16 protein-coding genes, 1 tRNA gene and 1 pseudogene are annotated in these 24,057 nt (G+C 67.8%); 12 read left to right on the top strand and 6 right to left on the bottom strand.

Features of this window, described 5'->3' with window-relative positions:
• The first annotated feature begins 368 nt into the window (after window positions 1-368).
• Window positions 369-1,469, top strand: a complete 1,101-nt coding sequence (gene serC / locus ABD970_RS09140) for a phosphoserine transaminase (RefSeq protein WP_345295171.1) — start codon at window positions 369-371, stop codon at window positions 1,467-1,469.
• A 24-nt stretch (window positions 1,470-1,493) separates the two neighbouring features.
• On the top strand, window positions 1,494-2,813 hold the full coding sequence (aroA, locus tag ABD970_RS09135; RefSeq protein ID WP_345295170.1) for a 3-phosphoshikimate 1-carboxyvinyltransferase: 1,320 nt from the start codon (window positions 1,494-1,496) through the stop codon (window positions 2,811-2,813).
• A gap of 14 nt (window positions 2,814-2,827) precedes the next feature.
• Here aroA and ABD970_RS09130 read toward each other — a convergent pair whose 3' ends face one another.
• Window positions 2,828-3,358 (bottom strand): energy transducer TonB, encoded by a 531-nt coding sequence (locus tag ABD970_RS09130; protein ID WP_345295169.1) that lies wholly within the window; start codon window positions 3,356-3,358, stop codon window positions 2,828-2,830.
• A gap of 94 nt (window positions 3,359-3,452) precedes the next feature.
• Window positions 3,453-4,076, bottom strand: coding sequence for an energy transducer TonB (locus ABD970_RS09125; protein ID WP_345295168.1), 624 nt, complete (start codon window positions 4,074-4,076; stop codon window positions 3,453-3,455).
• 119 nt (window positions 4,077-4,195) lie between these two features.
• On the opposite strand from ABD970_RS09125, the gene serS reads away from it, so the two are divergent.
• The 4 genes and pseudogenes from serS (at window position 4,196) to ABD970_RS09105 (ending at window position 7,420) form a co-directional block, all read left to right on the top strand.
• A complete protein-coding gene (gene serS, locus ABD970_RS09120; protein ID WP_345295167.1) occupies window positions 4,196-5,476 on the top strand; it encodes a serine--tRNA ligase in 1,281 nt (426 codons plus the stop codon).
• A 69-nt stretch (window positions 5,477-5,545) separates the two neighbouring features.
• Window positions 5,546-6,481 (top strand): annotated as a pseudogene (locus tag ABD970_RS09115) (LysR family transcriptional regulator); the annotation flags it as partial.
• Between the two features lie 91 nt (window positions 6,482-6,572).
• Window positions 6,573-6,662, top strand: a tRNA-Ser gene (locus tag ABD970_RS09110).
• A 110-nt stretch (window positions 6,663-6,772) separates the two neighbouring features.
• Window positions 6,773-7,420 carry a response regulator gene (locus ABD970_RS09105; RefSeq protein ID WP_345295166.1) on the top strand — a complete coding sequence of 216 codons (648 nt, stop codon included), beginning with the start codon at window positions 6,773-6,775 and terminating at the stop codon, window positions 7,418-7,420.
• Window positions 7,421-7,519: 99 nt separating this feature from the next.
• Here ABD970_RS09105 and ABD970_RS09100 read toward each other — a convergent pair whose 3' ends face one another.
• Window positions 7,520-10,543 (bottom strand): ribonuclease E/G, encoded by a 3,024-nt coding sequence (locus ABD970_RS09100; RefSeq protein ID WP_345295165.1) that lies wholly within the window; start codon window positions 10,541-10,543, stop codon window positions 7,520-7,522.
• A gap of 442 nt (window positions 10,544-10,985) precedes the next feature.
• On the opposite strand from ABD970_RS09100, the gene ABD970_RS09095 reads away from it, so the two are divergent.
• A complete protein-coding gene (locus tag ABD970_RS09095; RefSeq protein WP_345295164.1) occupies window positions 10,986-11,981 on the top strand; it encodes an RluA family pseudouridine synthase in 996 nt (331 codons plus the stop codon).
• Window positions 11,982-11,999: 18 nt separating this feature from the next.
• Here ABD970_RS09095 and ABD970_RS09090 read toward each other — a convergent pair whose 3' ends face one another.
• Window positions 12,000-12,341, bottom strand: coding sequence for a 4a-hydroxytetrahydrobiopterin dehydratase (locus ABD970_RS09090; protein WP_345295163.1), 342 nt, complete (start codon window positions 12,339-12,341; stop codon window positions 12,000-12,002).
• Window positions 12,342-12,462: 121 nt separating this feature from the next.
• On the opposite strand from ABD970_RS09090, the gene ABD970_RS09085 reads away from it, so the two are divergent.
• A complete protein-coding gene (locus ABD970_RS09085; RefSeq protein WP_345295162.1) occupies window positions 12,463-13,056 on the top strand; it encodes an NfuA family Fe-S biogenesis protein in 594 nt (197 codons plus the stop codon).
• Window positions 13,057-13,109: 53 nt separating this feature from the next.
• Complete coding sequence (locus ABD970_RS09080; RefSeq protein WP_345295161.1) at window positions 13,110-14,741, top strand: hypothetical protein; 1,632 nt, start codon at window positions 13,110-13,112, stop codon at window positions 14,739-14,741.
• Window positions 14,742-15,017: 276 nt separating this feature from the next.
• Here ABD970_RS09080 and ABD970_RS09075 read toward each other — a convergent pair whose 3' ends face one another.
• Both ABD970_RS09075 and ABD970_RS09070 read right to left on the bottom strand, forming a co-directional pair.
• Window positions 15,018-15,470 (bottom strand): c-type cytochrome, encoded by a 453-nt coding sequence (locus ABD970_RS09075; RefSeq protein WP_345295160.1) that lies wholly within the window; start codon window positions 15,468-15,470, stop codon window positions 15,018-15,020.
• A complete protein-coding gene (locus tag ABD970_RS09070) occupies window positions 15,467-15,838 on the bottom strand; it encodes a c-type cytochrome (RefSeq protein WP_345295159.1) in 372 nt (123 codons plus the stop codon). Before ABD970_RS09070 ends, ABD970_RS09075 begins: the two co-directional genes overlap by 4 nt.
• 383 nt (window positions 15,839-16,221) lie before the next feature.
• Here ABD970_RS09070 and ABD970_RS09065 point away from each other — a divergent pair, with 383 nt between their 5' ends.
• The 3 genes from ABD970_RS09065 to ABD970_RS09055 are packed head-to-tail and all read left to right on the top strand — an operon-like array spanning window position 16,222 to window position 23,995.
• Window positions 16,222-17,361, top strand: coding sequence for an efflux RND transporter periplasmic adaptor subunit (locus tag ABD970_RS09065; RefSeq protein ID WP_345295158.1), 1,140 nt, complete (start codon window positions 16,222-16,224; stop codon window positions 17,359-17,361).
• Entirely contained in the window at window positions 17,358-20,894 is a 3,537-nt protein-coding gene (locus tag ABD970_RS09060; protein ID WP_425563072.1) for an efflux RND transporter permease subunit, read from the top strand. The genes ABD970_RS09065 and ABD970_RS09060 overlap by 4 nt, the downstream gene beginning before the upstream one ends.
• A complete protein-coding gene (locus ABD970_RS09055; RefSeq protein WP_345295157.1) occupies window positions 20,891-23,995 on the top strand; it encodes an efflux RND transporter permease subunit in 3,105 nt (1,034 codons plus the stop codon). The genes ABD970_RS09060 and ABD970_RS09055 overlap by 4 nt, the downstream gene beginning before the upstream one ends.
• The last annotated feature ends 62 nt before the right edge of the window (window positions 23,996-24,057 follow it).

Raw genomic sequence — 24,057 nt, 5'->3', positions numbered from 1 at the left:
GGGGCCTTGCTGAACCGGTTCAAAGGGGGATGCGACGCATGCTCGCCCCTCGGTTCAAGAATTAACTGTGCCGGCCCTGCCACGCGCAGCAGCCCGCATCCCGCGGACCGGGCACCGCGAACCTTCCTCTGCCGGTGCGAAAAGTGGTTACGGAGAGGCAGAAGTAAGGAAGCATTCCTCATCCGGACAGAGCGACGCCGCGTGCGATGTGAGATGCACTTGCCATGGGAGGCGCTGGCGGCGGCCTCGCTTTTGGCAAGCCCGAAGCGCGCTTCGTATGGGCAGGCGATGGCCCGGCATGCGGCATAATCGACGCCAACATCGCGCGTCCCGTGTAGGTGGCCGGCGCGATCTCCGTAGGATCCCCGATGTCCCGCGCCCATAATTTCAGTGCCGGCCCCGCCGCGCTTCCCGAGCCAGTGCTGCGCCGTGCCCAGCAGGAACTGCTGGAGTGGGGTGACGCCCGGGCATCCATCGTCGAGCTCAGCCATCGCGGCCCGGAGTTCATGCAGGTCGCCTCCGAGGCGGAATCGGACCTGCGGAATCTGCTATCCGTGCCGGACGACTATGGCGTGCTCTTCCTGGCCGGGGGTGCGACCACGCACCAGGCCCTGATGGCACTCAATTTCGCGGCCCCAGGGCAGTGCGCCGATTACGTGCTCACGGGCCACTGGGGCAAGACCGCCATCCGGCAAGCGGGCGCCTACGTCCGTGTCAACATTAGTGCCAGCGGAGAGGACGACGGTTTCCGTTCGATCCCCCCCCGTGAGAGCTGGCGCCTGTCGCGCGACGCCGCCTACGTCCACATCACGGCCAACGAAACCATCCATGGGGTCGAGTTCAGGCCGGCCTGGGGGGAGCCGGCGCCGGACGTCGGCGAAGCGCCGCTGTTCGCGGACTTCAGTTCCAGCATCGCATCGGAGCCGCTCGACATTTCGCGCTACGGCCTCGTTTACGGTGGTGCACAGAAGAACCTGGGGCCGGTTGGCGTCAGCATCGTGATCGTGCGCCGCGACCTGCTGGAGCGCGCCGGCCAGCCCAGGGCCGACATCTTCAGTTACGCCTCGCACCTGAAGAGCGATTCCATGCTCAACACGCCCCCGACGTGGAACTGGTACCTCGCGGGCCTGGTCTTCAAGTGGATGATCGAGGAGGGCGGCGTGCGGGAGTTCGCCCGTCGCAGCGAGCAAAAGGCGGCGCTGCTGTATTCGACGATCGACGGTTCCGCCGGGTTCTACCGCAACGACGTCGACCCCGCGGTGCGCTCGCGCATGAACGTACCGTTCTTCCTCGCCGATGCCGGCCTGGACGCTGCCTTTCTGGCCGAAGCCCGTGAGGGGGGCCTGATCGGCCTGAAGGGGCATCGCGTCCTCGGCGGCATGCGGGCATCCCTGTACAACGCACTGCCGCTGGAAGGGGTGCGCGCTCTGACGGATTTCATGCAGGACTTCGGCCGGCGCCATGGTTAGGCTGGCGACCCGCCGGAGCGACTCGTGACGGCCCCCAGGGGAACGGTCGACTGGTTCGCCACCCGGGGAACACCGTTGCAGGGTTCGCACCGGGTCCCCGGCGACAAGTCCGTTTCGCATCGCGCCATCATGCTGGCATCGATCGCCGACGGAACCACGACGATCGATGGGTTCCTTGAGGGAGAGGATACGCGGGCCACTGCGGAGATCTTCCGGCAGATGGGCGTGGCGATCGACGCACCCGCGCCCTCTCGCCGGGTGGTTCACGGCGTCGGCATCGATGGGTTGCAGGCACCGCGAGGGCCCCTCGATTGCGGCAATGCGGGAACCGCGATGCGCCTGCTCGCGGGCCTGCTGTGCGGGCAGGCATTCGACAGCGCGCTCGTGGGCGATCGATCACTGTCGGCGCGGCCCATGCAGCGCGTGATGGAGCCGCTTCGCGCGATGGGCGCCCGGGTCGAATCGCATGATGGCCAGCGCCCGCCGTTGCGCATTCGTGGCGGCGCCGCCCTGCATGGGATCGATTTCACGCCCGAGGTCGCCAGCGCGCAAGTGAAGTCAGCGGTCCTGCTCGCCGGGCTCTACGGCGCCGGCGAAACGGTGGTGCGCGAGCCGCGACCGACCCGGGACTACACGGAGAGGATGCTGGGGCAGTTCGGCTGGCCGGTGGAGCATTCCCCCGGACTGGCCCGGCTGCGCGGAGGACATCGACTGCGTGCGATCCATGTCCAGGTGCCCGCCGACTTTTCCTCGGCGGCATTCCTGGTCGTTGCGGCGACGCTCGTCCCGGGTTCCGAGGTGCTGTTGCCGGCGGTGGGCATCAACCCCAGGCGGACAGGGCTCCTGGCGGTGCTCCGGGCGATGGGTGCGGACGTGGCTGCGATCGACGAGCGGGAGCAGGGCGGTGAATCAGTGGCCGACCTGCGCGTGCGCCATGCGCCGCTGTCCGGGATCGCGGTGCCGGAGGACCTCGTCGCCGACATGATCGATGAATTCCCGGTGCTGGCGATCGCGGCGGCCTGTGCGCGTGGCACGACGGTGATCCGCGGCGCGGCCGAACTTCGCGTCAAGGAGTCGGACCGGATCTCGGCGATGGCGCAAGGTCTCCGCTCCCTGGGCATCGCCGTGCAGGAGACCCTGGACGGCGCCGTCATCGAGGGGGGCACGCTTCGGGGCGGACGGGTCGACAGCCGGGGCGATCATCGCGTGGCGATGGCGTTCGCGGTGGGCGGGCAGGTGGCCGCATCCGGGATCGTGGTCCGGGACGTCGCCAACGTCGCGACGTCCTTCCCGGGTTTCGACATGTTGGCGCGCACGGCCGGATTCGGACTGCATGCGCGCTGATTCGCCTGGTGAGACTACTGCGCGTCGAGCTTGAACTCGATGGGCACCTGTACGGTCGATGCGACCGGCTTGCCGCCCCGGATCGCGGGCTCGAAGGTCCATTCCCTGACCGCGTTGACCGCTTCGCGGTCGAGCTCACGCGAGTCGGAGCGCCTTGCGACATCGACGGCGGTGACGTTGCCCTGCGCATCGACATCGACCCGGACGATGACGGTACCTTCCTCTCCTGCGCGGAAGGCCGTAGGCGGATAGCTCGGCTGCAGGCGCGCAACGGCATACGCGTCCCGGTCGGCCGGCACGGCTGGACGCGATGCCTTGGCCGTGGCCCGCTCCGTCTCGGCGGCTGTCTCGCGGGCGGAACCGATATCGACCGCGGGTATGTCGTCTGGTGCACTGGCCGGCTCCACCGAGCCGCGTTGGTTGAACCAGTACCAGCCGAAGGCAAGGAGCGCGATGAGCACCAGGATCAACAGGAGCGGATTGAAGCCTTGCTTCGGTTCGTTTCCGTGTCCTCGGGCGTCCTCTCGATGGGTCGGGTCGGTCATGGTGGATCTCCGGGCAGGATGGGGGAAAGAGACGAAGCCTTTCACACGGATTGTTCAAAGCAGGTGGACACCATGCAGGCAACCTGCGCGCCGGTCAGCGCCTGGCGTCGAAGCTGACCGGCACGTTGACCGTACCGGAGACGGGTTCGCCGTTCCGCATCGCGGGCCGGAATCGCCAGGACCTGGCCGCCACCAGCGCCGCGCGATCCAGGTGCCGGGAGCCGCTGGCCCGGACGATGTCCATCGAATGCGGCCGGCCCTGGGCATCTACTTCGATCCGTAGCAGCACGGTTCCCGACTCGCGTCGCCGCATGGCTTCGGGCGGATACGACGGAGGTGGCATGTCGATCGGGACGGGAGGGCTGGTGAAGCCAGTGGCCTCGGCGCGAAGCGGCGGCGGTTGCTCGGCGGGAGGTGGAGCGACCGGCGGCGGCAGCGGGGGGAGGATGTCCGGGGGTTGGCCCCTTCCTGCATTCCGGTCGGCATCGGGCAGGCGGGTATCGATGCTCCCGGAGATCGCCGGTGGCGCGGGCAGCGGCTCGAAGGCCTGCCCGTCTGCGCGTCGCGGCGCCTCGGCCTGCCGGTAGAAATCACGGTCGTTGCGCTGGTCCACCCACAGTGCCAGGAACAGCAGCAGGCCGAGTCCGGCGGCGGCGAGGATCGACCACGCGGCGCCCGCGGAAAGGCGGAACCAGGGCCTGGAGGCGGAAGAGGGCACCGTTCGGGGAATGGGCGAGGACCCGAGGTCTTGGAGGAGGGATCGCATTCTGGCACAGCCTTCGGCAGCCATTCGTGCGACACGCGATAATCCCCGTTCCTCATGCCCGCGCCGAAACCATGCTCGACCCCAACCTGCTGCGCCAGACTCCCGCCGAACTCGCCGATCGCCTGCGCGCCACCCGAGGCTTCGACCTCGACGCGGGCGCCATCACGCGCCTCGAGGCCGAGCGGAAGCGCATCCAGGTGCGAACCCAGGAATTGCAGCAGCTGCGCAATGCCCGCAGCAAGGCGATTGGGCAGGCCAAGGCCAAGGGTGAAGATGCCAGCGGCCTGCTGGCGGAGGTGGCCGGCTTGGGCGAGGAGCTCAAGGCTTCCGAAGCCGGCCTGGAGCGTGTCCGCAACGCGCTCGAGGCGATCGCACTCGGGTTGCCCAATCTTCCCGACGAATCCGTCCCCCTGGGCCGTGACGAAAGCGGAAACGTCGAGCAGCATCGCCATGGCACGCCCCGCGGCTTCGGGTTCCAGGTCAAGGACCATGTCGAGCTGGGCGCCCGCCATGGCTGGCTGGACGGTGACGCGGGCGCAAAGCTCAGCGGCGCGCGATTCACCGTGCTCCGCGGCCAGCTCGCGCGGCTGCATCGCGCCTTGGCGCAATTCATGCTCGACCTGCATGTCGCCGAACATGGTTACGAGGAAACCAATGTCCCGCTTATCGTCAATGCCGAGAGCATGCAGGGGACGGGGCAGCTGCCGAAATTCGAGGACGACCTGTTCGGCCTGGACGTCGGTGAAACCAGGCGGTACCTGATTCCAACCGCCGAGGTACCGCTGACCAACCTGGTGCGCGACGACATCCTCGATGCGGGGCGGCTGCCGATCCGCATGACGGCCCATTCGCTTTGCTTCCGCGCCGAAGCAGGCAGCCACGGCCGCGACACCCGCGGGATGATCCGCCAGCACCAGTTCGAGAAGGTCGAACTGGTGGCGGTGACCGTTCCTGGCGAAAGCGAGGCGGAACACGAAAGGATGGTCCGGTGCGCCGAGGTGGTGCTGGAGAAACTGGGCCTGCCCTACCGACGCATGCTGCTCTGCTCGGGCGACATGGGTTTCGCGGCCCGCAAGACCTTCGACCTGGAAGTCTGGTTTCCCTCCCAGGATTGCTACCGTGAAATCTCGTCCGTCTCCAATTGCGGGGATTTCCAGGCCCGCCGGATGCAGGCGCGCTGGCGCAACCCCGAGACCGGCAAGCCGGAACTGGTGCATACCCTCAATGGCTCCGGCGTGGCCGTCGGTCGCGCCCTCATCGCCGTGATGGAGAACTACCAGCAGGCCGACGGCAGCATCGAAGTTCCCGAGGCGTTGCGGGCCTTGATGGGTGGCGTGCAGAGCATCGATTGAGGGGCGGGCCGCACGGGGTCGCTTGTTGCGTGGCTGGGACGGAAGTGCTGGAATGACGCTCCTTGTTCCATGCGTGGAAAAATCGCCGTGCAGGACCTCAATGATCTCTATTACTTCGCGATGGTGGTCGAGCACGGCGGGTTCGCGGCCGCGGAACGCGCGCTCGGGATCCCGAAATCCCGCTTGAGTCGACGGATCAGCCAGCTGGAGGCCGATCTCGGCGTGCGGCTCTTGCAGCGTTCGACACGCCGTTTCGCGGTGACCGATGTCGGCCAGAGCGTCAATCGCCACGTGCAGTCGATGCTGGCGGAAGCCACCGCCGCCCGAGAGGCCGTCGATCGGCTGAGCGCGGAGCCACGGGGCGTAGTACGAGCCAGTGTCCCGGTCAGCCTGGCGCAGCAGCAGATGCCCGTCCTGCTGCCCGACTTCCTTGCCCGCTACCCGCAGGTGCGAGTGCAACTGCACGTCAGCAACCGGCGGGTCGACCTCATCAACGAGGGCTTCGATGTCGCGATCCGCGTGCGCACCCGGCTCGACGACGACGGCAGTCTGGTCATGCGCAGCTTCGGGCAGATCGAGGAACTGCTGGTGGCGAGCCCCGGGTACCTGGATCGCGCAGGGCGCCCCGACGACCCGAAGCAGTTGGTCGACCATGTCACGCTCACGACGGAAGAGGACGAAGCGCGGCAACGGTGGGAACTGCATGGCGCGGAAGGCGAGTTGCGGCGCATCGACATCAAGCCCCGGGTATCCGGGTTCGACTTCCCCATGCTGATGGCGATGGCCAAGAATGGGTTGGGCGTGACGATGCTGCCCGAGACCTTGTGCGCGCAGGCGGTGCGCGACGGCGAGCTGGAAGTCGTGCTGCCGCAATGGCGCCTGCCGCAAGGCATCGCGCACGCGGTGTTCGCGTCGCGTCGCGGCCTGTTGCCGGCGGTGCGCGTGTTCATCGATTTCCTGGCCGAGCGCTTGCCGCCATTGATCGAGCGATCCCGTCTCGATTGCGTGGACGCGATGGGACGGCCAGGCGGCCGTGCTTAGCGCGATCCGTGGCGGGCCCTGGGGCGCGTGCGCGTGCGACAATCCGCGGCGGATCGGAGAGGTGGCCGAGCGGTTTAAGGCACCGGTCTTGAAAACCGGCGTGGCAGCGATGCCACCGTGGGTTCGAATCCCACCCTCTCCGCCAATCCGTCGGAAAACCCTGACACGCCACCACGGTTTTCAGGAGCTTGCCGCCCGTCCAACCGCCGCTTAGGCTGCCGCTTGGCCGCCTTTGGCCCAGAAGGGACTTCAGGGATGACGATCAGGGTCTTCATGGTCGACGACCATGCGTTGGTCAGGGCTGGCATGAGGATGATCCTGTCATCCGAAGTGGATATCGAGGTGGTGGGCGAGGCCGAGACAGGGGAAGCCGCACTGCCGCAAATCCGCAGCCTCAAGCCCGACATCGTCCTGTGCGACCTGCACCTGCCCGGCGTCAGTGGGCTGGAGGTGACGGAGCGGATCGTCAAGGGCGGATATGGAAGCAAGGTCATCGTGGTGTCGGTGCTCGAAGACGGGCCGATGCCGAAGCGGCTCATCGCCGCGGGCGCCTCCGGGTACGTAGGCAAGGCGGGCGATGCGTCCGAACTGTTGCGCGCCATCCGGGACGTCTCCCGGGGCAAGCGCTACCTCGCCAGCGGCGTGGCGCAAAACCTCGCGCTGGCTGGACTGGGTGGGGAACGATCTCCGTTCGACAGCCTGTCGCCGCGGGAAATCGAGGTAGCGATGCTGCTCATCCAGGGCCTTCGCCAGGAGGACATCGCAAAACGCCTCAGCCTCAGTGCCAAGACCGTCAATACCCACAAGTCCCGCCTCTTCGAGAAGCTGCAGATCCAGGACAGCATCGCCTTGGCCCGCCTGGCGAGCCGTTATGGACTGTCGGACCCCGCGCAAGAGCTCTGAAGCCGGCCGGGGCGATGGGGTTGGGCGAGCCAAAGGGGTCGGAGGGGATGAATCCCGTGACGGCGCCACCCGGCCGTGCCGGGTGGCGCATCAGCTGAATCAGGCGTCGCGTGTCGCTTCGCTGCCGCTTTCGGCGTCGACCGCGTCCCCGGTTCCTGCAATCGCAACCGCAGCCGCATCCGCCGGTGACGCGGTGTCCGGGTCGACCACCGTCTCATGGTCATCGAACAAGCTTCGCGGGGAATGATCCTCGCCCTGTACCGACGCCACTGCGGCCGCTGAAGCCGGATCTTCCTCCAGCGGCTCGGTTCCGGTCGCCACCAAGGCGTCGCCCTCGGCCGTTGCCTGGCCCCGAGGTGCCCGGGAGGCGACGAACGAATCATCCGGTTCCACGGACCGCTGCGTCATGCTGCTCGCTGCGGCGTCGGACCGGTCTACCGCTCCACTGGACGACGAGCCCGCTTGGCTACCATCCACCGGAACCCCGACGGGCACTTCCGTCGCGTCGGCGACCGTGTCCGGCGGGTTGGTACCAATCGCGACTGCGTCGCCCCCGGTCTCGTTCGCGGGCTGGACTGCAGTGGCTGCTGGTCGTGCGTCCGTGGAAGCCGTAGCCGTGGAGTGGCCAGACTCCGTTGCTTGCCGGACTTCCGCTGTGTCCTCGGGCGCAACCTCCGCAGCCGAGGAACCGGCGTGGCCGGAGCGGGGAGCGGGTCCAGCTGCTTCGCCCTGCGCCTGACGCGGGGCACGGTGGGAAGCGGTGTTGTCGTCGAAGTCGAATTCAGGCTGGGTGCGATCGGCGGGTGCCGCATCTTCGTGCATGCTGGCGTCGTCGAGGGCTGCGGCATCGCTGTTGCTGCCTTCCCCGCCCCGACGCCGACGCCGCCCACCGCGACGGCCGCGGCGCCGTTTCGGTGTTCCGCTGTCGGTCGCGTCGCCACCCTGGCCGGAGGGCGCCGAGTCCGCGCCTTCCGTGCTGCCGGCCGTGGACTTCGCCTTGCGCTCCTTGGCCTCTCCAGGTGGGGGCGCGTCGACGCCCCCCGTGATCCCGACCTGGTCCGCGGAGCTCGTGGCCTCGGGTGGCACCTGGCTGGATTCGGCGCGCGGCTCGGCGACTGCCGACGAGGCCTCGGTCGTGGCGTCGGCAACCACCTTCGATGACGACTTCTTGCCACGTCCGCCACGCGTCCGTTGCTTCGAGCCGCTGGCAGACTTCTTCTTCGCCGGAGCCGATTCGGATTGCGCGTCGGTACGTGGCTGGGCCTCGCGACGTGCGCCGGCCCGGCCGCCGTCGCCCTTGGCTCCGCGACGCGACTGCCCGCGGTCGTTGTTCCTGGAGCGCGCGGCAGGCCGTTCCTGCGGTTCGGGTGCGCGTCGCGGTCGGTTGGCGTCGCTCGCGCCGTCGGTGCCCGCGAACAGTCCCTTCAGCCAGCCGATGAACCCGCTGCTGGCAGGCGTCTGCGCAAGCGGAACCGCGACCGGCGCCGGGGAAACTTCTTCCCTGGGCTCGCGGACAGGTGCCGGTTGCGCGGGCCGGACGTTGGTGACGGCGGCGACCGGCGGAACATTGAGGTTGGCCTTGCTCAGCGCGATCGTCGCGACCTTGCGCGGAGTGCCACGGCGATAGCTCGGCTTGCTGGCTTCTTCGTCGAGTTCGTTCTCGCGCAGGCGGGTGACCTCGTAATGCGGCGTGTGCAGTTGCTCATCGGCGACGATGACGATTGGCGCGTCGTGGCGCTGCTCGATCTCGCGCAGCGCGCCCCGCTTCTCGTTGAGCAGGTAGTTGGCGATCTCCACCGGCGCCTGGACCAGGACCTGGCCCGTGTTGTCCTTCATCGCATGCTCTTCCGCGATGCGGATGATCGACAGCGACAGCGACTCGACGCTGCGCATTCTGCCGTGGCCGTCGCAACGCGGGCAGACCTGCTGGCTCGACTCGCCCAGCGAGGGGCGCAGGCGCTGGCGTGACATCTCGAGCAGGCCGAATCGCGAGATCTTGCCGATCTGGACCCGCGCCCGGTCGTGGCGAAGCGCGTGCTGCAGCCGGTTCTCGACTTCGCGCTGGTGCTTGTTGGAGGACATGTCGATGAAGTCGATCACCACCAGTCCGGCGAGGTCGCGCAGGCGCAGCTGGCGCGCGATGTCGTCGGCGGCCTCCAGGTTGGTGTTGAAAGCCGTTTCCTCGATGTCCCCGCCCTTGGTCGCGCGAGCCGAGTTGACGTCGATCGCCGTCAGCGCCTCGGTCTGGTCGATCACCAGCGCGCCGCCGGATGGCAGGCGAACCGTGCGTTCGTAGGCGTTCTCGATCTGGGATTCGATCTGGAAACGGTTGAACAACGGCGTGTCGTCGGTGTAGTGCTTGAGCTTGCGAAGGTTGTGCGGCATCACCTGTTCGATGAAATCGCGTGCCTCGGCGTACATTTCCTCCGTGTCGACGAGGATCTCGCCGATGTCAGGCCGCATGTAGTCGCGCAACGCGCGGATGATCAGGCGCGACTCCTGGTAGATGAGGAAAGGCGCGGGCTTGGACAGCGCGGCCTCGCACACGGCCTTCCAGACGCTCAGCAGGTAGTCGAGGTCCCACTGCAGTTCCTCGGCATCGCGGCCGACGCCGGCGGTGCGGATGATCACGCCCATGTCGTCCGGGATCGACAGGGAGTCCATCGCCTTCTTCAGCTCGGCGCGGTCGTCGCCTTCGATGCGGCGCGACACGCCACCGGCGGTGGGGGAGTTCGGCATCAGGACCATGTAGCGGCCCGCCAGCGAAATGAAGGTCGTCAGCGCGGCGCCCTTGTTGCCGCGCTCCTCCTTGTCGACCTGGACCACCACTTCCTGGCCCTCGCGCAGCAGTTCCTTGATGCCGGCCTTGTTGTGGTCGACACCGGACTGGTAGTAGTCGCGGGAGATTTCCTTCAGCGGCAGGAAGCCGTGGCGGCCGCCGCCGTACTCGACGAAGGCGGCTTCGAGCGAGGGCTCGAGGCGGACGATGCGTCCCTTGTAGATGTTCGACTTCTTCTGTTCCTGCGACGGTTGCTCGATGTCGATGTCGTAGAGCGTCTGTCCGTCGACGGTCGCCACGCGCAGTTCTTCGGCCTGCGTGGCGTTGATCAGCATGCGTTTCATTGTGGTCGTTCCTTGCGCGCTCCGCTCGCATGAGCAGGCACGCGGAACGCCGGGGCGTTTCGCCTGGATGTTGCCGGCCGCCTGCCGCGCAAGCGCAGCGGCGACTGTGGTTTCTTCCAGCGCTACGACACCACGGCGGTCCGCGGGAGCGCTTGTGCATTGTGTTTGTTGCGGGCCGGCGACCGCTTCGGGCCGCTGCCGGGGCGTGCTGTTCAGGCAGACCATCCGGCAAGGGCGCTTGCATCGCGCGGGACATGTTCATACACCGACACCGAAGTGCAGGGCGATCCCCGGAGCTGCCGTCCAGCCGCTAACATTGAACTGCCCCGCGGGCAGTGGTCGCGCTCTGGCCGGACCTTGCGGAAGGCCGGTTCTCGGCCGGTGAACTCCCTGCAAAATCAGCACCTTATCTCGCGCAGCGAGTGTAACAGAAAAGGCCGGCATGACGGACCAGACAACCCCTTCGAGCCCATCTCCCGGTGTCCGGATGGTGCGCGTCGCCGGCGACAGGGCGGGGCAGCGCCTGGACAATTTCCTGCTCGGTCAGCTGAAGGGCGCGCCCAAGTCATTGATCTACAAGATCATCCGTAGCGGGCAGGTCCGGATCAACGGCGGCCGCGCGAAGCCGGATACCCGCTTGCAGGCGGACGACGAAGTGCGCGTCCCACCGGTCCGTCTCACTGCTTCCAGCGACAAGGGCGTTCCCGCCAGGGGCCTGCTGGACGCACTGGAGGCGAGCATCGTGTTCGAGGATGCCCGCCTGCTGGCAATCAGCAAGCCGTCGGGCATCGCCAGCCACGGCGGCAGCGGCATCGGGTTCGGGGTGATCGAAACCTTGCGCGCCCTGCGCCCGCAACAGTCGCTGGAGCTGGTGCACCGGCTGGACCGGGACACGTCGGGGTTGATGGTCATCGCCAAGAAGCGGGCGGCCCTCGTGGAGCTGCAGGCATTGATGCGCGAGGACAGCGCCGGCCCCGGTGGCGGCGGACTGCGCAAGCGTTACCTGGCCCTGCTGGCCGGACGCATGCCCGATGGGGTGATGAGCGTGGACGTGCCGTTGCATGTGGGGCTGCGCCAGGGCGGGGAGCGCCATGTGCAGGCGATGACCGGCGGCAACGCAGCCTCTGGCAAGCCGTCGCTGAGCCACTTCAAGATGCTCGAACGTCGCGGCGGGCAGTCCTACTGCGAGGTCCGGATCGAAACCGGCCGGACCCACCAGATCCGCGTCCATGCCCGCCACATCGGCCATCCCGTGGCAGGCGACGACAAGTACGGCGACCCCGAAGCCAACAGGCGATTGCGTGAACAGGTCGGGTTGCGGCGGCTGTTCCTGCATGCGGCATCGCTTGAATTCGCGCTCGATGCAGGGTGCTCGCCGTACGTGCTCAACGCGCCACTGGACCAGGACCTGGTCGCCGTGCTTGACCGCCTGGGTTGAAGCGCCGGCCTTGCGCGCTCAAGCGGCCAGCGCGTCGGCCTTCGCCGCACAGATGAAGTCGTTCTCGCTGAGTCCCCCGACGTCATGCGTCGAGAAGGTCACGACGCACCGGTCGTAATGCACGGCCAGGTCGGGATGGTGGTCCTCGCGATTGGCGACATGCGCCAGCGCGTTGACGAAGGAAATGGTCCGGTAATAGTCGTCGAACCGGAAGGTGCGACAGAGGGCTTCGCCGTCTTCGGCGAGTTCCCAGGCCGGCACTTGCGGCAGTAGCTCGCGGATGCGTGCCTCGGAGAGCTTGTGGTCGACGCCCTTTCTCGGGATGCAATGCGCCTCGGCTAGCGGGGTGAGGTCGGTCATGGGGACTCCTGTGGGTGCGGGCGGGACGCAGGATGAACACGAACCATCGGGAAAACGGCAGTGTCCGCCGAAAGTCGGCTCCGGAAGGGGGTTTCGCGGCCTGGACCGCTAGAATACGCCCATGATCCAGATCTCCGAATCCGCGCAGACCCACTTCCGGAAGCTGATCGAGCGCGAAGACCTGCCTGGCATGGGCGTGCGCCTGGCCGCGACCAAGCCTGGCACGCCGCAAGCCGACGTGCGCCTGGAGTTCGCCGAGCCACGGGACCTGCAAGGTGACGAGTGGGCGATCGATTGCGAAGGTTTCACCTTGTGGCTCGATGCCGACAGCGCGCCATTCCTGGACGGGGCCGAGATCGATTACGCCGCCCGTTCCACCGGCGGCCAGCTGCAGATCCGTGCGCCGAAGATCAAGGGCGAGGCTCCGGCCGAGTCCGCCTCCCTGGTGGAACGCGTGCGCTGGGTCGTCGACCAGGAGATCAATCCACAGCTGGCCGAACATCGCGGCCATGTCTCCGTGCAGGAGGTGACCTCGGACGGGATCGTGGTCCTGCGCTTCGGGGGCGGCTGCCATGGGTGCGGCATGGCGGACGTCACCCTCAAGCAGGGCATCGAGAAGACCCTGCTGGAGAAGGTCCCGGGGGTGACTGCGGTGCGCGATGCCACCGACCACGACAGTGGCGAGGCGCCCTACATGCCTCGCGACGCGGCGTGAGCGGCGCCTGAGCCCGCGAGCGTGTTCACCGTCGCACGGAATTGCCGGCACGCATGTACTCTTCGTCGGAACTGATCGAGGCGCTGCGACGCCGGCGACGGCGGTCGCTGAGGCCGGAACGGCCCGCTGGCGAGTTTCCGGAGGGCTGGAGCGCCTGGTTCGAGACGCTGCGGGCGCGCCCGGGGCGCGTCGTGGGCGCGACGGCCGCCAGCATCATCGCGATCTTCCTGGCGCGAGAACCCAGGCTGCCGCCGGCGGCGCTGGCTGAACTCGGGCGTTGGCGTGCGTTCGCCAGCCTTTGGCGGCAGGAATGGCAACCCGCGACGCCGGACCAGCGCGGCCTGCGGATCTTCGCGATGTCCGCCAGCGTGCTATTGCACATCCTGTTCACGGCCATCCTCGCCTGGCTGATGTACATGCGCTTCCTGTCTGTCATGGGGGAGGAGGCGCCGGTCGGCGAGGACATCGTGCAAGTCGAGTTCATCGGCGAGGGCGCGCCAGAGGACGAAGGCGGCGGGGTGCAGCAAGGGGAGGAACCGCGTGAGGCCGCCAGCGCCAAGCCCATCCCGCCACGTCCCGCCGCAGAGACGATGCCGCCCCTCTCCGAAGTGCCGCCGCCCGCGATGGCTGCGCAGGAGCAGCCGGAACCGGAACCGCCGGCGCCGCCCGCCGCGCAACCCTTGCAGGTCACCGAAACCCCCACGCCCGACACCCGTTTCGTGCTGCCACCGCCCCGTCCGGTCGACGTGGCGACCCCGGCCGTGGAAGTCCCGGAACTGACCGCGCGCCGGCGCGAGATCCAGGTCGTCGAGGCGCCGGCGGCACCGCGGCTACGGCCCTTGCCAGAACGGGAAATCGCTGTTCCGGACCTGCAGCAGCAACCCACCGAGGTCGTGGCACGCGAGATCCCAGCACCCTTGCCGCAGGTCCCCACCCAGCCCCGGCCCCAGCCCCGTCTAGCGGCGCCCGAACTTTCCGCAGAGGCGCCGCGAGCGAACCTGCGGGAAATCCCGTCGCCCGCGAGCAGCGAGGGCGCGCCCCGGTCTGCGGCCAGCCGCACGGCGGGCAACGCCGAAGCGTCAACCGGTTCGAGGGGGGGCGGGCAACCGGAAGGGACGACGGGCACCCGGCGGGACGGCCCGTCGGCAGGTTCCGGGCTGGCGTCGACGCCGAATCCCGGGGCCCCGCCCGGGGCGCGCCGATCCGACGATTGGGGCGACTCGACCCGGAACCGTCCCGGCGGGCCGGCCGGAAGCAACACGCCGGGCCTTTTCAATCCGGACGGTAGCCCGAGGCTCGCGGGTCGCGACAACAAGGTGGGCGGCGGCCTGCCGCCGGGCACGATCACGGAGGACTACGAGAAGATCGATCGCATGGGCACGTGGCTCAAGCGCCCGCCGATCGGCTTCGAGCCGACCGCGTTCGACCGGTTCTGGGTGCCCCACGAAACCCTGCTCGAGAAGTGGGTGCGGCAGAGCATCAAGGAGGTGCTCATCCCGATCCCCGGCACCAGCAAGACGATCAAGTGTGCGGTGGCCTTGCTGGCGCTGGGCGGTGCCTGTGCGATCAGCGATCCCAACATGAAGGATATCGAGGCAACCGCGCGCAAGGCGCCGGATGTCCCGTTCAAGCCCGAGTTGCAGGAAGACCAGGAGAGCCTGGAAAAACCGCGTTCGCAACCCTGAGCGGGACCCCATCCAGCCCGGTGCTGTCCTGGTGCATCGGAACGCGCGACGAGGTGACTGGCCGATGAGCCAGGTTCCTTACGAACTGGCTCTACCCGTTTCGACGGGTCACGTAGTTCGACCAGCGGCCGAACCGGCCGGGGGCATCCACGCATGTCGAGCAGGTGACGGGGACATGGCCTCGCCATTCATGGGCGCGACTCCTTCAAGAGTCGCGCCGGACCAGGCATGGCGGGGAAAGGTCGCCGATGGCCGGAGACCCTTCTCATCCAGGGTTCAATGAACCCCTTCTAGGTCCCGCAGCTGGCTGGGCCGTGACGCGAAATACGCCGCAAGGTCGGCGATCTGCTGGTCGTCGAGGTCCTTGGCCTGCTGGGACATCAAGGCGTGCGAGCGCTTGCCATCGCGATAGCCCTGCAAGGCGTGCTCCAGGTAGTCGGCGTACTGGCCGCCCAGCTTTGGATAGGTTGGATCCAGCGGGGTATTGCCGTCGGCTCCGTGGCAATCGATGCAGGACTGCCCGGTCGCCTTGCCCTTGGACGCTGCCAGTTCCTCCCCGGCGGTGATGCGTCCCGCCGGCAAGCCGGCGGACGACGAAACCCGGGCTGCGCCGCCCTCGGCGCCGGAATGTGCGTCCGGTGCCGCGTCCTCCGCGCCGCACGCGGCCAATGCCAGGGCAAGTGAAAAAACGATCGTCACGGTCGACTTGCTGCGGATGGCCCGGCTCATTGACTCAACCCCGAGAGGAAGGTGGCGATATCGGCGATGTCCTGGTCGGAAAAGCTCTGCGCCTGGGCCTGCATGGTGGGATGCTTGCGGTTGCCATCGCGATATTCGGTCAGGGCGTTGACCAGGTAGGCGGTGGATTGGCCGCCGATCTTGGGCACGTGGTAATTCGGGTAGGCGTTCTTGTACCCGGCGATGCCGTGGCATCCCTGGCAGGTGTACGTCAGCATGTGGCCGTTATCGGCGTTGCCGGCGGCAGGCTGCATGCCTTGCGTGGCGCTTGCTGGGCTGGGTGCCTGTTGCGCGTCGGTCGCCAGGGGCAGCAAGGCGAGGGTCAGCAGGCAGGCGGCGATCGGCAACGGTCGCGTCATGGAAAGGTCCGCAATCCTGGAGGGCTGGAAGAGTATCGAACGCGCCCCGCAGCAATGCCCGGGCGCAATCGGGACAGTATAGCCCGCGTCTTGCGACCTGTTAACGTCGGGGTGCGCGGGCCGATCCCGTCCGGCACTGCCGCCGCCAACGCGGGACGAAACCGATCGAATCGACGGCCGAATCGGCGACGCCTGTGTCGCGCGTCCCGGCCCAGCCACCGGCATTCTTTTCGTCGGTTCTTTGGAAAGTGGCGAAGTGGTGGGTCACTCCTCGCCAACCGCACCCGCCCGCCCGTTGCCGGCAGTCACCATGACCTCTGGGGCATGCTGGGCGGGGGCAGGTGATATACCTTGCTACCACACCATTCTGGCTAGCCCCGACCATGTCCTTCTTCCGAGTTCGTCGACTTCCCCGGGGCACCCGCGTCGCGGCCCTGTTGCTGGCTTCGGCCATCTTGATCACCGCTTGCAAGGGCGGCAACGGCGACGCGGAGGCCAAGGGGCCGGATGGCGAGGACAAGGGGCCCGAAGCGGTGCCGGTGGAGGTCGAGAAAGCCTCGCGTCGCGCCATCGCCGCGAGCTATACCGGGACGGCGCCACTGGAGCCCAGGGCGGAGTCGCAGGTCGTGGCGAAGACCTCGGGCGTCGCCCTGAGCGTGCTGGTGGAGGAAGGTCAGGAGGTCCGGGCCGGTCAGGTGCTGGCACGGCTGGATCCCGACCGCGCGGCGCTGCAGGCGGCGCAAAGCAGCGCGCAGCTGCGCAAGCTCGAGGCGAACTTCCGCCGGTCGCAGCAACTGGCGGAACAACAGCTCGTCAGCGCTGCGGACCACGACCAGCTGCGATACGACCTCGAGAACGCCCGCGCCGCCAACCGGCTTGCCAACCTCGAACTGTCCTATGCCAGCGTCAAGGCGCCGATCTCCGGCGTCATCGCCCAGCGCTCGATCAAGCCGGGCAACTTCGTCCAAATCAACACGCCGATCTTCCGGATCGTCGACAACTCGCGGCTGGAAGCCACCCTCAACGTGCCCGAGCGGGAACTGGCCACGCTGCGTGCCGGCCAGCCGGTGAAATTGCAGGTGGATGCGTTGCCGGGCAAGACGTTCACCGGAAGTGTCGACCGGATCGCGCCGGTGGTCGATTCGGCGAGCGGCACGTTCCGCGTCATCACCGCGTTCGTAGGCGCCGGTGAGCTGCAGCCGGGCATGTTCGGGCGGATCCGCATCGATTACGACCAGCGCGCGAACGCCTTGGTCATTCCACGCTCGGCCTTGCTGGAGGGCGAGACGGACAGTGCGGTATTCACGGTCCGGGACGGCAAGGCGGTACGGGTTCCCGTCACGCTGGGCTACATCGATGGCGGCTACGCCGAGGTCGTGCGGGGACTCAAGCCCGGCGAACCCGTGGTCACCGCCGGCAAGGTGGCGCTGCGGGAGGGCAGTGCCGTGCAGGTGCTCGGCGAGCCCGAGGCCAAGGCGCCCACCCAGACCGCGCGTGCCGATAACAAGGCCGGCAAGCAGTGAGCACCTCGCGCCACGAGAGCGCGGGAGAAGGCGCGCCACCCTCCGGGCACGACCCGCACCAGTCGCCCGGGGGAGGGTTCAACCTGGTGGAGTTCTCGACCCGCCGCCGCGTGACCATCGCCATGATCACGATCAGCTTCCTGCTGTTCGGGTTCATCGCGCTGGGCGACCTCAAGGTCAACCTGCTCCCCGACCTGAGCTATCCGACGCTGACCGTGCGGACCGAATACACCGGTGCCGCACCGGCGGAAATCGAAACCCTCATCTCCGAGCCGGTGGAGGAAGCCGTCGGCGTGGTGAAGAACCTGCGCAAGCTCAAGTCGGTCTCGCGTACCGGGCAGAGCGACGTGGTGCTCGAGTTCGCCTGGGGCGCGGACATGGACCAGGCCAGCCTGGAGGTCCGCGACAAGCTGGAAGTGCTGCAACTGCCGCTCGAAGCGGAAGCGCCGGTGATCCTGCGCTTCAATCCGTCGACCGAGCCGATCATGCGCCTCGCGCTGGCCGCGAAGGGCACGGCCGATGGCGAGACCGACGTGCGCCAGCTCACCGCGTTGCGCCGCTACGCGGACGACGACCTGAAGAAGAAGCTCGAACCGGTGGGTGGCGTGGCCGCGGTCAAGGTCGGCGGCGGCCTGGAAGACGAGGTGCAGGTCGAGATCGACCAGCAGAAGCTGGCCCAGCTCAACCTGCCGATCGATACCGTGATCCAGCGCCTGCAGCAGGAGAACGTGAATGTCTCCGGTGGCCGGCTGGAGGAAGGATCCCAGCGCTACCTGGTGCGCACGGTCAACCAGTTCGCCAGCATCGAGGAGATGCGCGACATGCTGGTGACCATCCAGAGTGGTGGCGGCGGCGCGGCGGAGAGCGCGGCCGAGCAGATGGCGCGCGTCGCCGCCGCCAGCGGCGACGCCAGCACGATGGCCGCGGCGGCGTCGGTGCAAAGCAACTCCGGGGGTGGCAGCCAGGTGGCCGGCGGCATGCCGGTGCGCCTGCGCGACATCGCCGACGTGCGCCAGGGATACAAGGAGCGCGAGGCGATCATCCGCCTGGCCGGACAGGAGGCCGTCGAGCTCGCGATCTACAAGGAAGGCGATGCGAACACCGTGTCGACTGCAGATGCGGTGGCCGCACGGCTGAAGGAACTCGAATCGCAGGTGCCCCCCGACTTCACCCTCACGGTGATCGACGACCAGTCGAAGTTCATCCGTGCGGCGATCAACGACGTGAAATTCGATGCCGTGATCGGCGGAATGCTGGCGATCCTGGTGATCTTCCTGTTCCTGCGCGATGGCTGGAGCACCTTCGTCATCAGCCTGTCGCTGCCGGTGTCGATCATCACCACGTTCTTCTTCATGGGCCAGATGGGCCTGAGCCTGAACGTGATGTCGCTCGGCGGCCTGGCATTGGCGACCGGTCTGGTGGTGGACGATTCGATCGTCGTGCTGGAGAGCATCGCCAAGGCGCGCGAGCGAGGCCTCGGGATCCTGCAGGCCGCCATCGTCGGCACGCGCGAAGTCAGCATGGCGGTCGTCGCTTCGACCTTGACCACCATCGCGGTGTTCCTGCCGCTGGTGTTCGTCGAGGGCATCGCCGGGCAGCTGTTCCGCGACCAGGCCCTGACCGTGGCGCTTGCGATCGCGATCTCGCTGGCGGTCTCGATGACGCTCATCCCCATGCTCAGTGCGCTCAAGGGGCGGCCGCCGATGGCGTTCCCGGAAGAGCCCGCGCATCCGCGCTGGCAGCCGGAGCGGCGTTGGCAGAAGCCCGTCGCGGCGACCGGTCGCGGGTTCGGCGCGGTGCTCCGGGGGCTGTTCTTCGGTATCGCATGGGCGATCGTGCGGCTGTGGCGGGGGTTGTCCGCCCTCATCGGTCCGGTGATGCGCAAGGCCAGCGACCTCGCCATGGCGCCATATTCCAGGGCCGAACGCGGCTATCTGCGGTTGCTGCCCAACGCATTGCGCAGGCCGGGCCTGGTCGTCGGGCTCGCCGCCGCCGCTTTCGCGGCGACCCTGGCCGCGATCCCGCTCCTGGGAACCGACCTGATCCCGCAATTGGCCCAGGACCGTTTCGAAATGACGGTCAAGCTGCCGCCCGGCACGCCGCTGGCCGAGACCGACAGCCTGGTGCGCGAGCTGCAGCGCGAGCACGCGGACGACGAGGGCGTCGAGGCGATGTACGGCGTCAGCGGCAGCGGCACGCGCCTGGACGCGAACCCGACCGAGAGCGGCGAGAACATCGGCAAGCTGTCGATCGTCATGGCGGACGGGGGCAGCAAACGGTTCGAGGCCGAGCAGACGGAACGGCTCCGCGCCACGATGACGGACCACCCGCGGGCGCAGGTGGACTTCAGCCGCCCAGAGCTCTTCAGCTTTTCCACTCCGCTGGAAATCGAACTGCGCGGCCAGGACATGGAGAGCATCGAGCAGGCCGGGCAGCGCATGGCGGCACTCTTGCGCGCCAATCCGAATTACGCCGACGTCAAGTCGACGGTGGAGGAAGGGTTCCCGGAGATCCAGATCCGCTTCGACCAGGACCGGGCCGCCGCGCTAGGCCTGACCACGCGGCAGATCGCCGACGCGGTCGTGAAGAAGGTCCGCGGCGACGTCGCCACGCGCTACAGCTTCCGTGACCGCAAGATCGACGTGCTGGTCCGTGCGCGCGAAAGCGACCGCGACTCGGTCGAAGGCATCCGCCAGCTGATCGTCAACCCCGGAAGCGCGCGCGCGGTGCGACTGGAGTCTGTCGCGGACGTGGTGTCGACCACCGGCCCGAGCGAAATCCACCGCTCCGACCAGGTGCGGGTCGCCGTCGTCTCGGCCAACCTGCGCGACATCGACCTTGGCAGCGCGGTGGAGGAAGTGCGGCAGATGGTCGCGGAGAACCCGCTGGGCGCCGGCGTCGGGATGCACATCGGCGGCCAGGGCGAGGAGCTTTCCCAATCGGTCAAGTCGCTGCTGTTCGCATTCGGGCTGGCGATCTTCCTCGTGTACCTGGTGATGGCCTCGCAGTTCGAGTCGCTCCTGCATCCCTTCGTCATCCTGTTCACCATCCCCCTGGCGCTGGTCGGCGCGGTACTCGCGCTCCTGCTGACCTTCTCGCCGGTTTCGGTGGTGGTGTTCATCGGACTGATCCTGCTGGTGGGCCTGGTGACCAAGAACGCGATCATCCTGATCGACAAGGTGAACCAGTTGCGCGAGGCCGGCGTCGCCAAGCGCGAGGCGCTGGTGGAGGGCGCGCGGTCCCGCCTGCGGCCGATCATCATGACCACCATGTGCACGCTGTTCGGCTTCCTGCCGCTGGCGCTGGCGTTCGGTGAAGGCGCCGAGGTGCGCTCGCCGATGGCGATCACGGTGATCGGCGGCCTGCTGGTCTCGACCCTGCTGACGCTGGTGGTGATCCCGGTGGTCTACGACCTGCTGGATCGCCGTGCCGACGCATGGTACGTGGCGCGTCGCAAGCGTAAGGAGGAAACCGCCGAGACGGCCCGCGACGTGGAGAAGGGCAGCTACGACCCGGGGACCGAACGGGCATGACCGTCGCCGAACTCAGCCTCAGGCGGCCGGTCAGCGCGATCATGCTCTTCGTGTCGCTGTTCGTGATCGGCACGATCGCGGCGATCCGGCTGCCGTTGGAGGCGTTCCCCGAGGTCTCGCCACCCTTCATCTTCGTGCAGCTGCCGTACACCAGCTCAACACCGGAGGAGGTCGAGCGGACGATCCTGCGCCCCGTCGAGGAAGCGATCTCGACCATGTCGGGGATCAAGCGCATCGAGGCCAACGCCCGGGCGGACGGCGCGCAGCTGTTCATCCAGTTCTCCGACTGGGATCGCGATGTCGCCATCGCCGCGTCGGAGGCCCGGGAGCGCATTGACGCCATCCGCGACGAGTTGCCCAGCGACCTGCAGCGCTACTTCGTCTTCAAGTTCTCAACCACCGACCAGCCCGTGTTGCGCGTCCGGCTGGCCAGCCAGAGCGACCTGACCGGCTCCTACGACATGATCGACCGCGAGTTCAAGCGGCGGATCGAGCGACTGCCCGGCGTGGCCAGGGTCGAGATCACGGGTGCGGCGCCCAACGAAGTCGAGATCGCGGTCGAGCCGGACCGCCTGACCGCGCACGACCTGGGCCTGAACGAATTGAACACCCGGTTGCAGGCGGTGAACTTCTCGATTTCCGCCGGCCAGATCGAGGACGGCGGGCAGCGGTTGCGGGTGCAGCCCGTGGGCGAGATCAGCGACCTGCAGCAACTGCGCGACCTGCCGATCGGAGAGGACGGCCTGCGGTTGTCGGACATCGCCGACGTGCGCCTGAAGCCGGCGCGCCTGGACTACGGCAGGCGGCTCGATGGCCGTCCGGCGATGGGGCTGGACATCTTCAAGGAGCGCAACGCCAACCTCGTGGAGGTCTCCCGGCTGGCGCTGGAAGAGGTGGAGAAGATCCGCGCCCAGCCCGAACTCAGCGACGTGCAGGTCATCGTCATCGAGAACCAGGGCGACAACGTCACCTCGTCGCTGGCCGAACTCGCCGAGGCCGGCGGCATCGGCCTGATGCTGTCGGTGATCGTGCTGTGGTTTTTCCTTCGACACTGGCCGTCGGTCTCCATGGTGACGCTGGCCATCCCGATCTGCTTCGTGATGACGCTGGGCTTCATGTACTTCGCGGGCGTCACCCTCAACATCCTGTCGATGATGGGCCTGCTGCTGGCCGTGGGCATGCTGGTCGACAACGCGGTCGTGGTCGTCGAAAGCATCTACCAAGAGAGGGAGAAGAACCCCGGGGACCCGCGGCTGGCGTCGATCGTCGGGACGCGGCACGTCGCCATCGCGCTGACCGCCGGAACGTTGTGCCACTGCATCGTGTTCCTTCCCAACCTGTTCGGCGAGCGCAACTTCCTAAGCATCTACCTCGCGCAGATCGCGATCACCATCTCGGTGTCCCTGCTGGCGTCATGGCTGGTGGCGGTGAGCCTGATCCCGATGATTTCCGCGAGGCTGAAGACGCCCCCCGCGGTCGCCGGGCACGATGGCTTGATCCCGCGCATGCAGCGTCGCTACGCGGGCCTGCTGCGCTGGACGCTGGAGCACCGCGGGTGGAGCGTCCTTGGCATCGCCCTGATCGTGGCGATCAGCATCGCGCCCATGATCCTGACGAAGAAGAACATGTTCGGCGGGGACGGCGGGGGTGAAGTCGACATCTATTACCAGTGGAAGGGGGCGTACACCAAGCAGCAGATGTCGGACGAGGTGCGCCGGATCGAGGACTTCATCGACGCCAATCGCGAGCGCTTCCACGTCACCCAGATCTATTCCTGGTACAGCGAGCAGGGCTGGGGCGGGACCAAGCTGACCTTCGATACCCAGAAGATCAGCGAGACCAAGCCGCTCATCGAGGCGATCCGCGAAGCCTTGCCCAAGTCGGCGCTCGCCAACATCGGCGTCGGCAACCAGGACGGCGGCGGCGGAGGCGGGCAGGGGCCGGGCCAGAACGTGCAGGTCCAGCTCGTGGGCGACTCCACGCAGACCCTCGAGGAACTGGCCAGGGACGTCGTTCCGATCCTTTCCAAACGGCCCGAGCTCCGCGACGTCCGCGTGGATGCGGGCGACCAGACCAGCGAGCTGTCGATCCGCGTCGATCGCGAGCGCGCGGCGGCGTTCGGCTTCAGCGCGCAGGAAGTCGCGGGCTTCGTGGGACTGGCGTTGCGTGGTGCGCCCTTGCGCGAGTTCCGGCGAGGCGACACCGAGGTCCCGGTGTGGCTGCGCTTCAAGGGGGCCGAGGATTACGGCACCGAGGACATCGCGTCGTTCATGGTGCGGGCGCCCGATGGCCGCACCGTGCCGCTGCTGGCGATGGTCGACGTTTCCGTGCAGCCCTCTGCCACGCGGATCTCGCGCGCCAACCGCCAGACCACGCTCAAGATCCAGGCCAACCTCGCGGACAAGACCACCATGCCGGAAGCGCGCGAGGCGATGGAGGAGACGCTCAAGAACATCGCATGGCCCGCCGGCTACAGCTATACCTTCGACGGCAGCGGGTTCCAGGACGACCAGGAAGCCATGCAGCAGATGATGTTCAACCTGCTGATCGCGCTGATCATGATCTACGTGGTGATGGCGGCGGTGTTCGAATCGCTGCTGTTCCCCGCGGCGATCATGTCGGGCGTGCTGTTCTCGGTGTTCGGCGTGTTCTGGCTGTTCTGGCTCACCGGCACCGAGTTCAACATCATGGCCTTCATCGGCATCCTGGTGCTGATGGGCGTGGTGGTGAACAACGGCATCGTGATGGTCGAGCACATCAACAACCTGCGACGACGCGGTATGTCGCGTACCGATGCGCTGGTCGAAGGCAGCCGCGAGCGGCTGCGGCCGATCCTGATGACGATGGGCACGGCCATCCTGGCGATGGTGCCGATCTCGCTCACCAACACCCAGATCGGCGGCGACGGCCCGGCGTACTACCCGATGGCCCGTGCGATCGCCGGCGGGCTGGCGTTCTCCACCATCGTCAGCCTGCTGTTCCTGCCGACCATCTACGCGATCCTGGACGACATGCGCCATGGCACCGCGCGGGTGCTGGCGAGGGCGCGCGGGAAGGCAGTGCCACGGCCGGCAGGGGTCGCAGCGATCAAGGCGCCATAGGCATGGCGAGGGAGGCTCGCCTCCCTGCGCGTCGCCGGCGAGTCCTCGCGCCGCTGGGGACT

The sequence above is a fragment of the Luteimonas vadosa genome (assembly GCF_039543545.1).
Classification (GTDB): domain Bacteria; phylum Pseudomonadota; class Gammaproteobacteria; order Xanthomonadales; family Xanthomonadaceae; genus Luteimonas; species Luteimonas vadosa.
Note: the sequence above shows the minus strand (reverse complement) of the source record. Positions and strands in the feature narration are given on the sequence as shown.

Excerpts from the sequence above, each read along its gene's own strand:
- serC (WP_345295171.1), top strand. The coding sequence starts at position 369 with ATGTCCCGCGCCCATAATTTCAGTGCCGGCCCCGCCGCGCTTCCCGAG.
- ABD970_RS09130 (WP_345295169.1), bottom strand. The coding sequence starts at position 3,358 with ATGACCGACCCGACCCATCGAGAGGACGCCCGAGGACACGGAAACGAA.
- serS (WP_345295167.1), top strand. The coding sequence starts at position 4,196 with ATGCTCGACCCCAACCTGCTGCGCCAGACTCCCGCCGAACTCGCCGAT.
- ABD970_RS09105 (WP_345295166.1), top strand. The coding sequence starts at position 6,773 with ATGACGATCAGGGTCTTCATGGTCGACGACCATGCGTTGGTCAGGGCT.
- ABD970_RS09100 (WP_345295165.1), bottom strand. The coding sequence starts at position 10,543 with ATGAAACGCATGCTGATCAACGCCACGCAGGCCGAAGAACTGCGCGTG.
- ABD970_RS09095 (WP_345295164.1), top strand. The coding sequence starts at position 10,986 with ATGACGGACCAGACAACCCCTTCGAGCCCATCTCCCGGTGTCCGGATG.
- ABD970_RS09090 (WP_345295163.1), bottom strand. The coding sequence starts at position 12,341 with ATGACCGACCTCACCCCGCTAGCCGAGGCGCATTGCATCCCGAGAAAG.
- ABD970_RS09085 (WP_345295162.1), top strand. The coding sequence starts at position 12,463 with ATGATCCAGATCTCCGAATCCGCGCAGACCCACTTCCGGAAGCTGATC.
- ABD970_RS09080 (WP_345295161.1), top strand. The coding sequence starts at position 13,110 with ATGTACTCTTCGTCGGAACTGATCGAGGCGCTGCGACGCCGGCGACGG.
- ABD970_RS09075 (WP_345295160.1), bottom strand. The coding sequence starts at position 15,470 with ATGAGCCGGGCCATCCGCAGCAAGTCGACCGTGACGATCGTTTTTTCA.
- ABD970_RS09070 (WP_345295159.1), bottom strand. The coding sequence starts at position 15,838 with ATGACGCGACCGTTGCCGATCGCCGCCTGCCTGCTGACCCTCGCCTTG.
- ABD970_RS09065 (WP_345295158.1), top strand. The coding sequence starts at position 16,222 with ATGTCCTTCTTCCGAGTTCGTCGACTTCCCCGGGGCACCCGCGTCGCG.
- ABD970_RS09055 (WP_345295157.1), top strand. The coding sequence starts at position 20,891 with ATGACCGTCGCCGAACTCAGCCTCAGGCGGCCGGTCAGCGCGATCATG.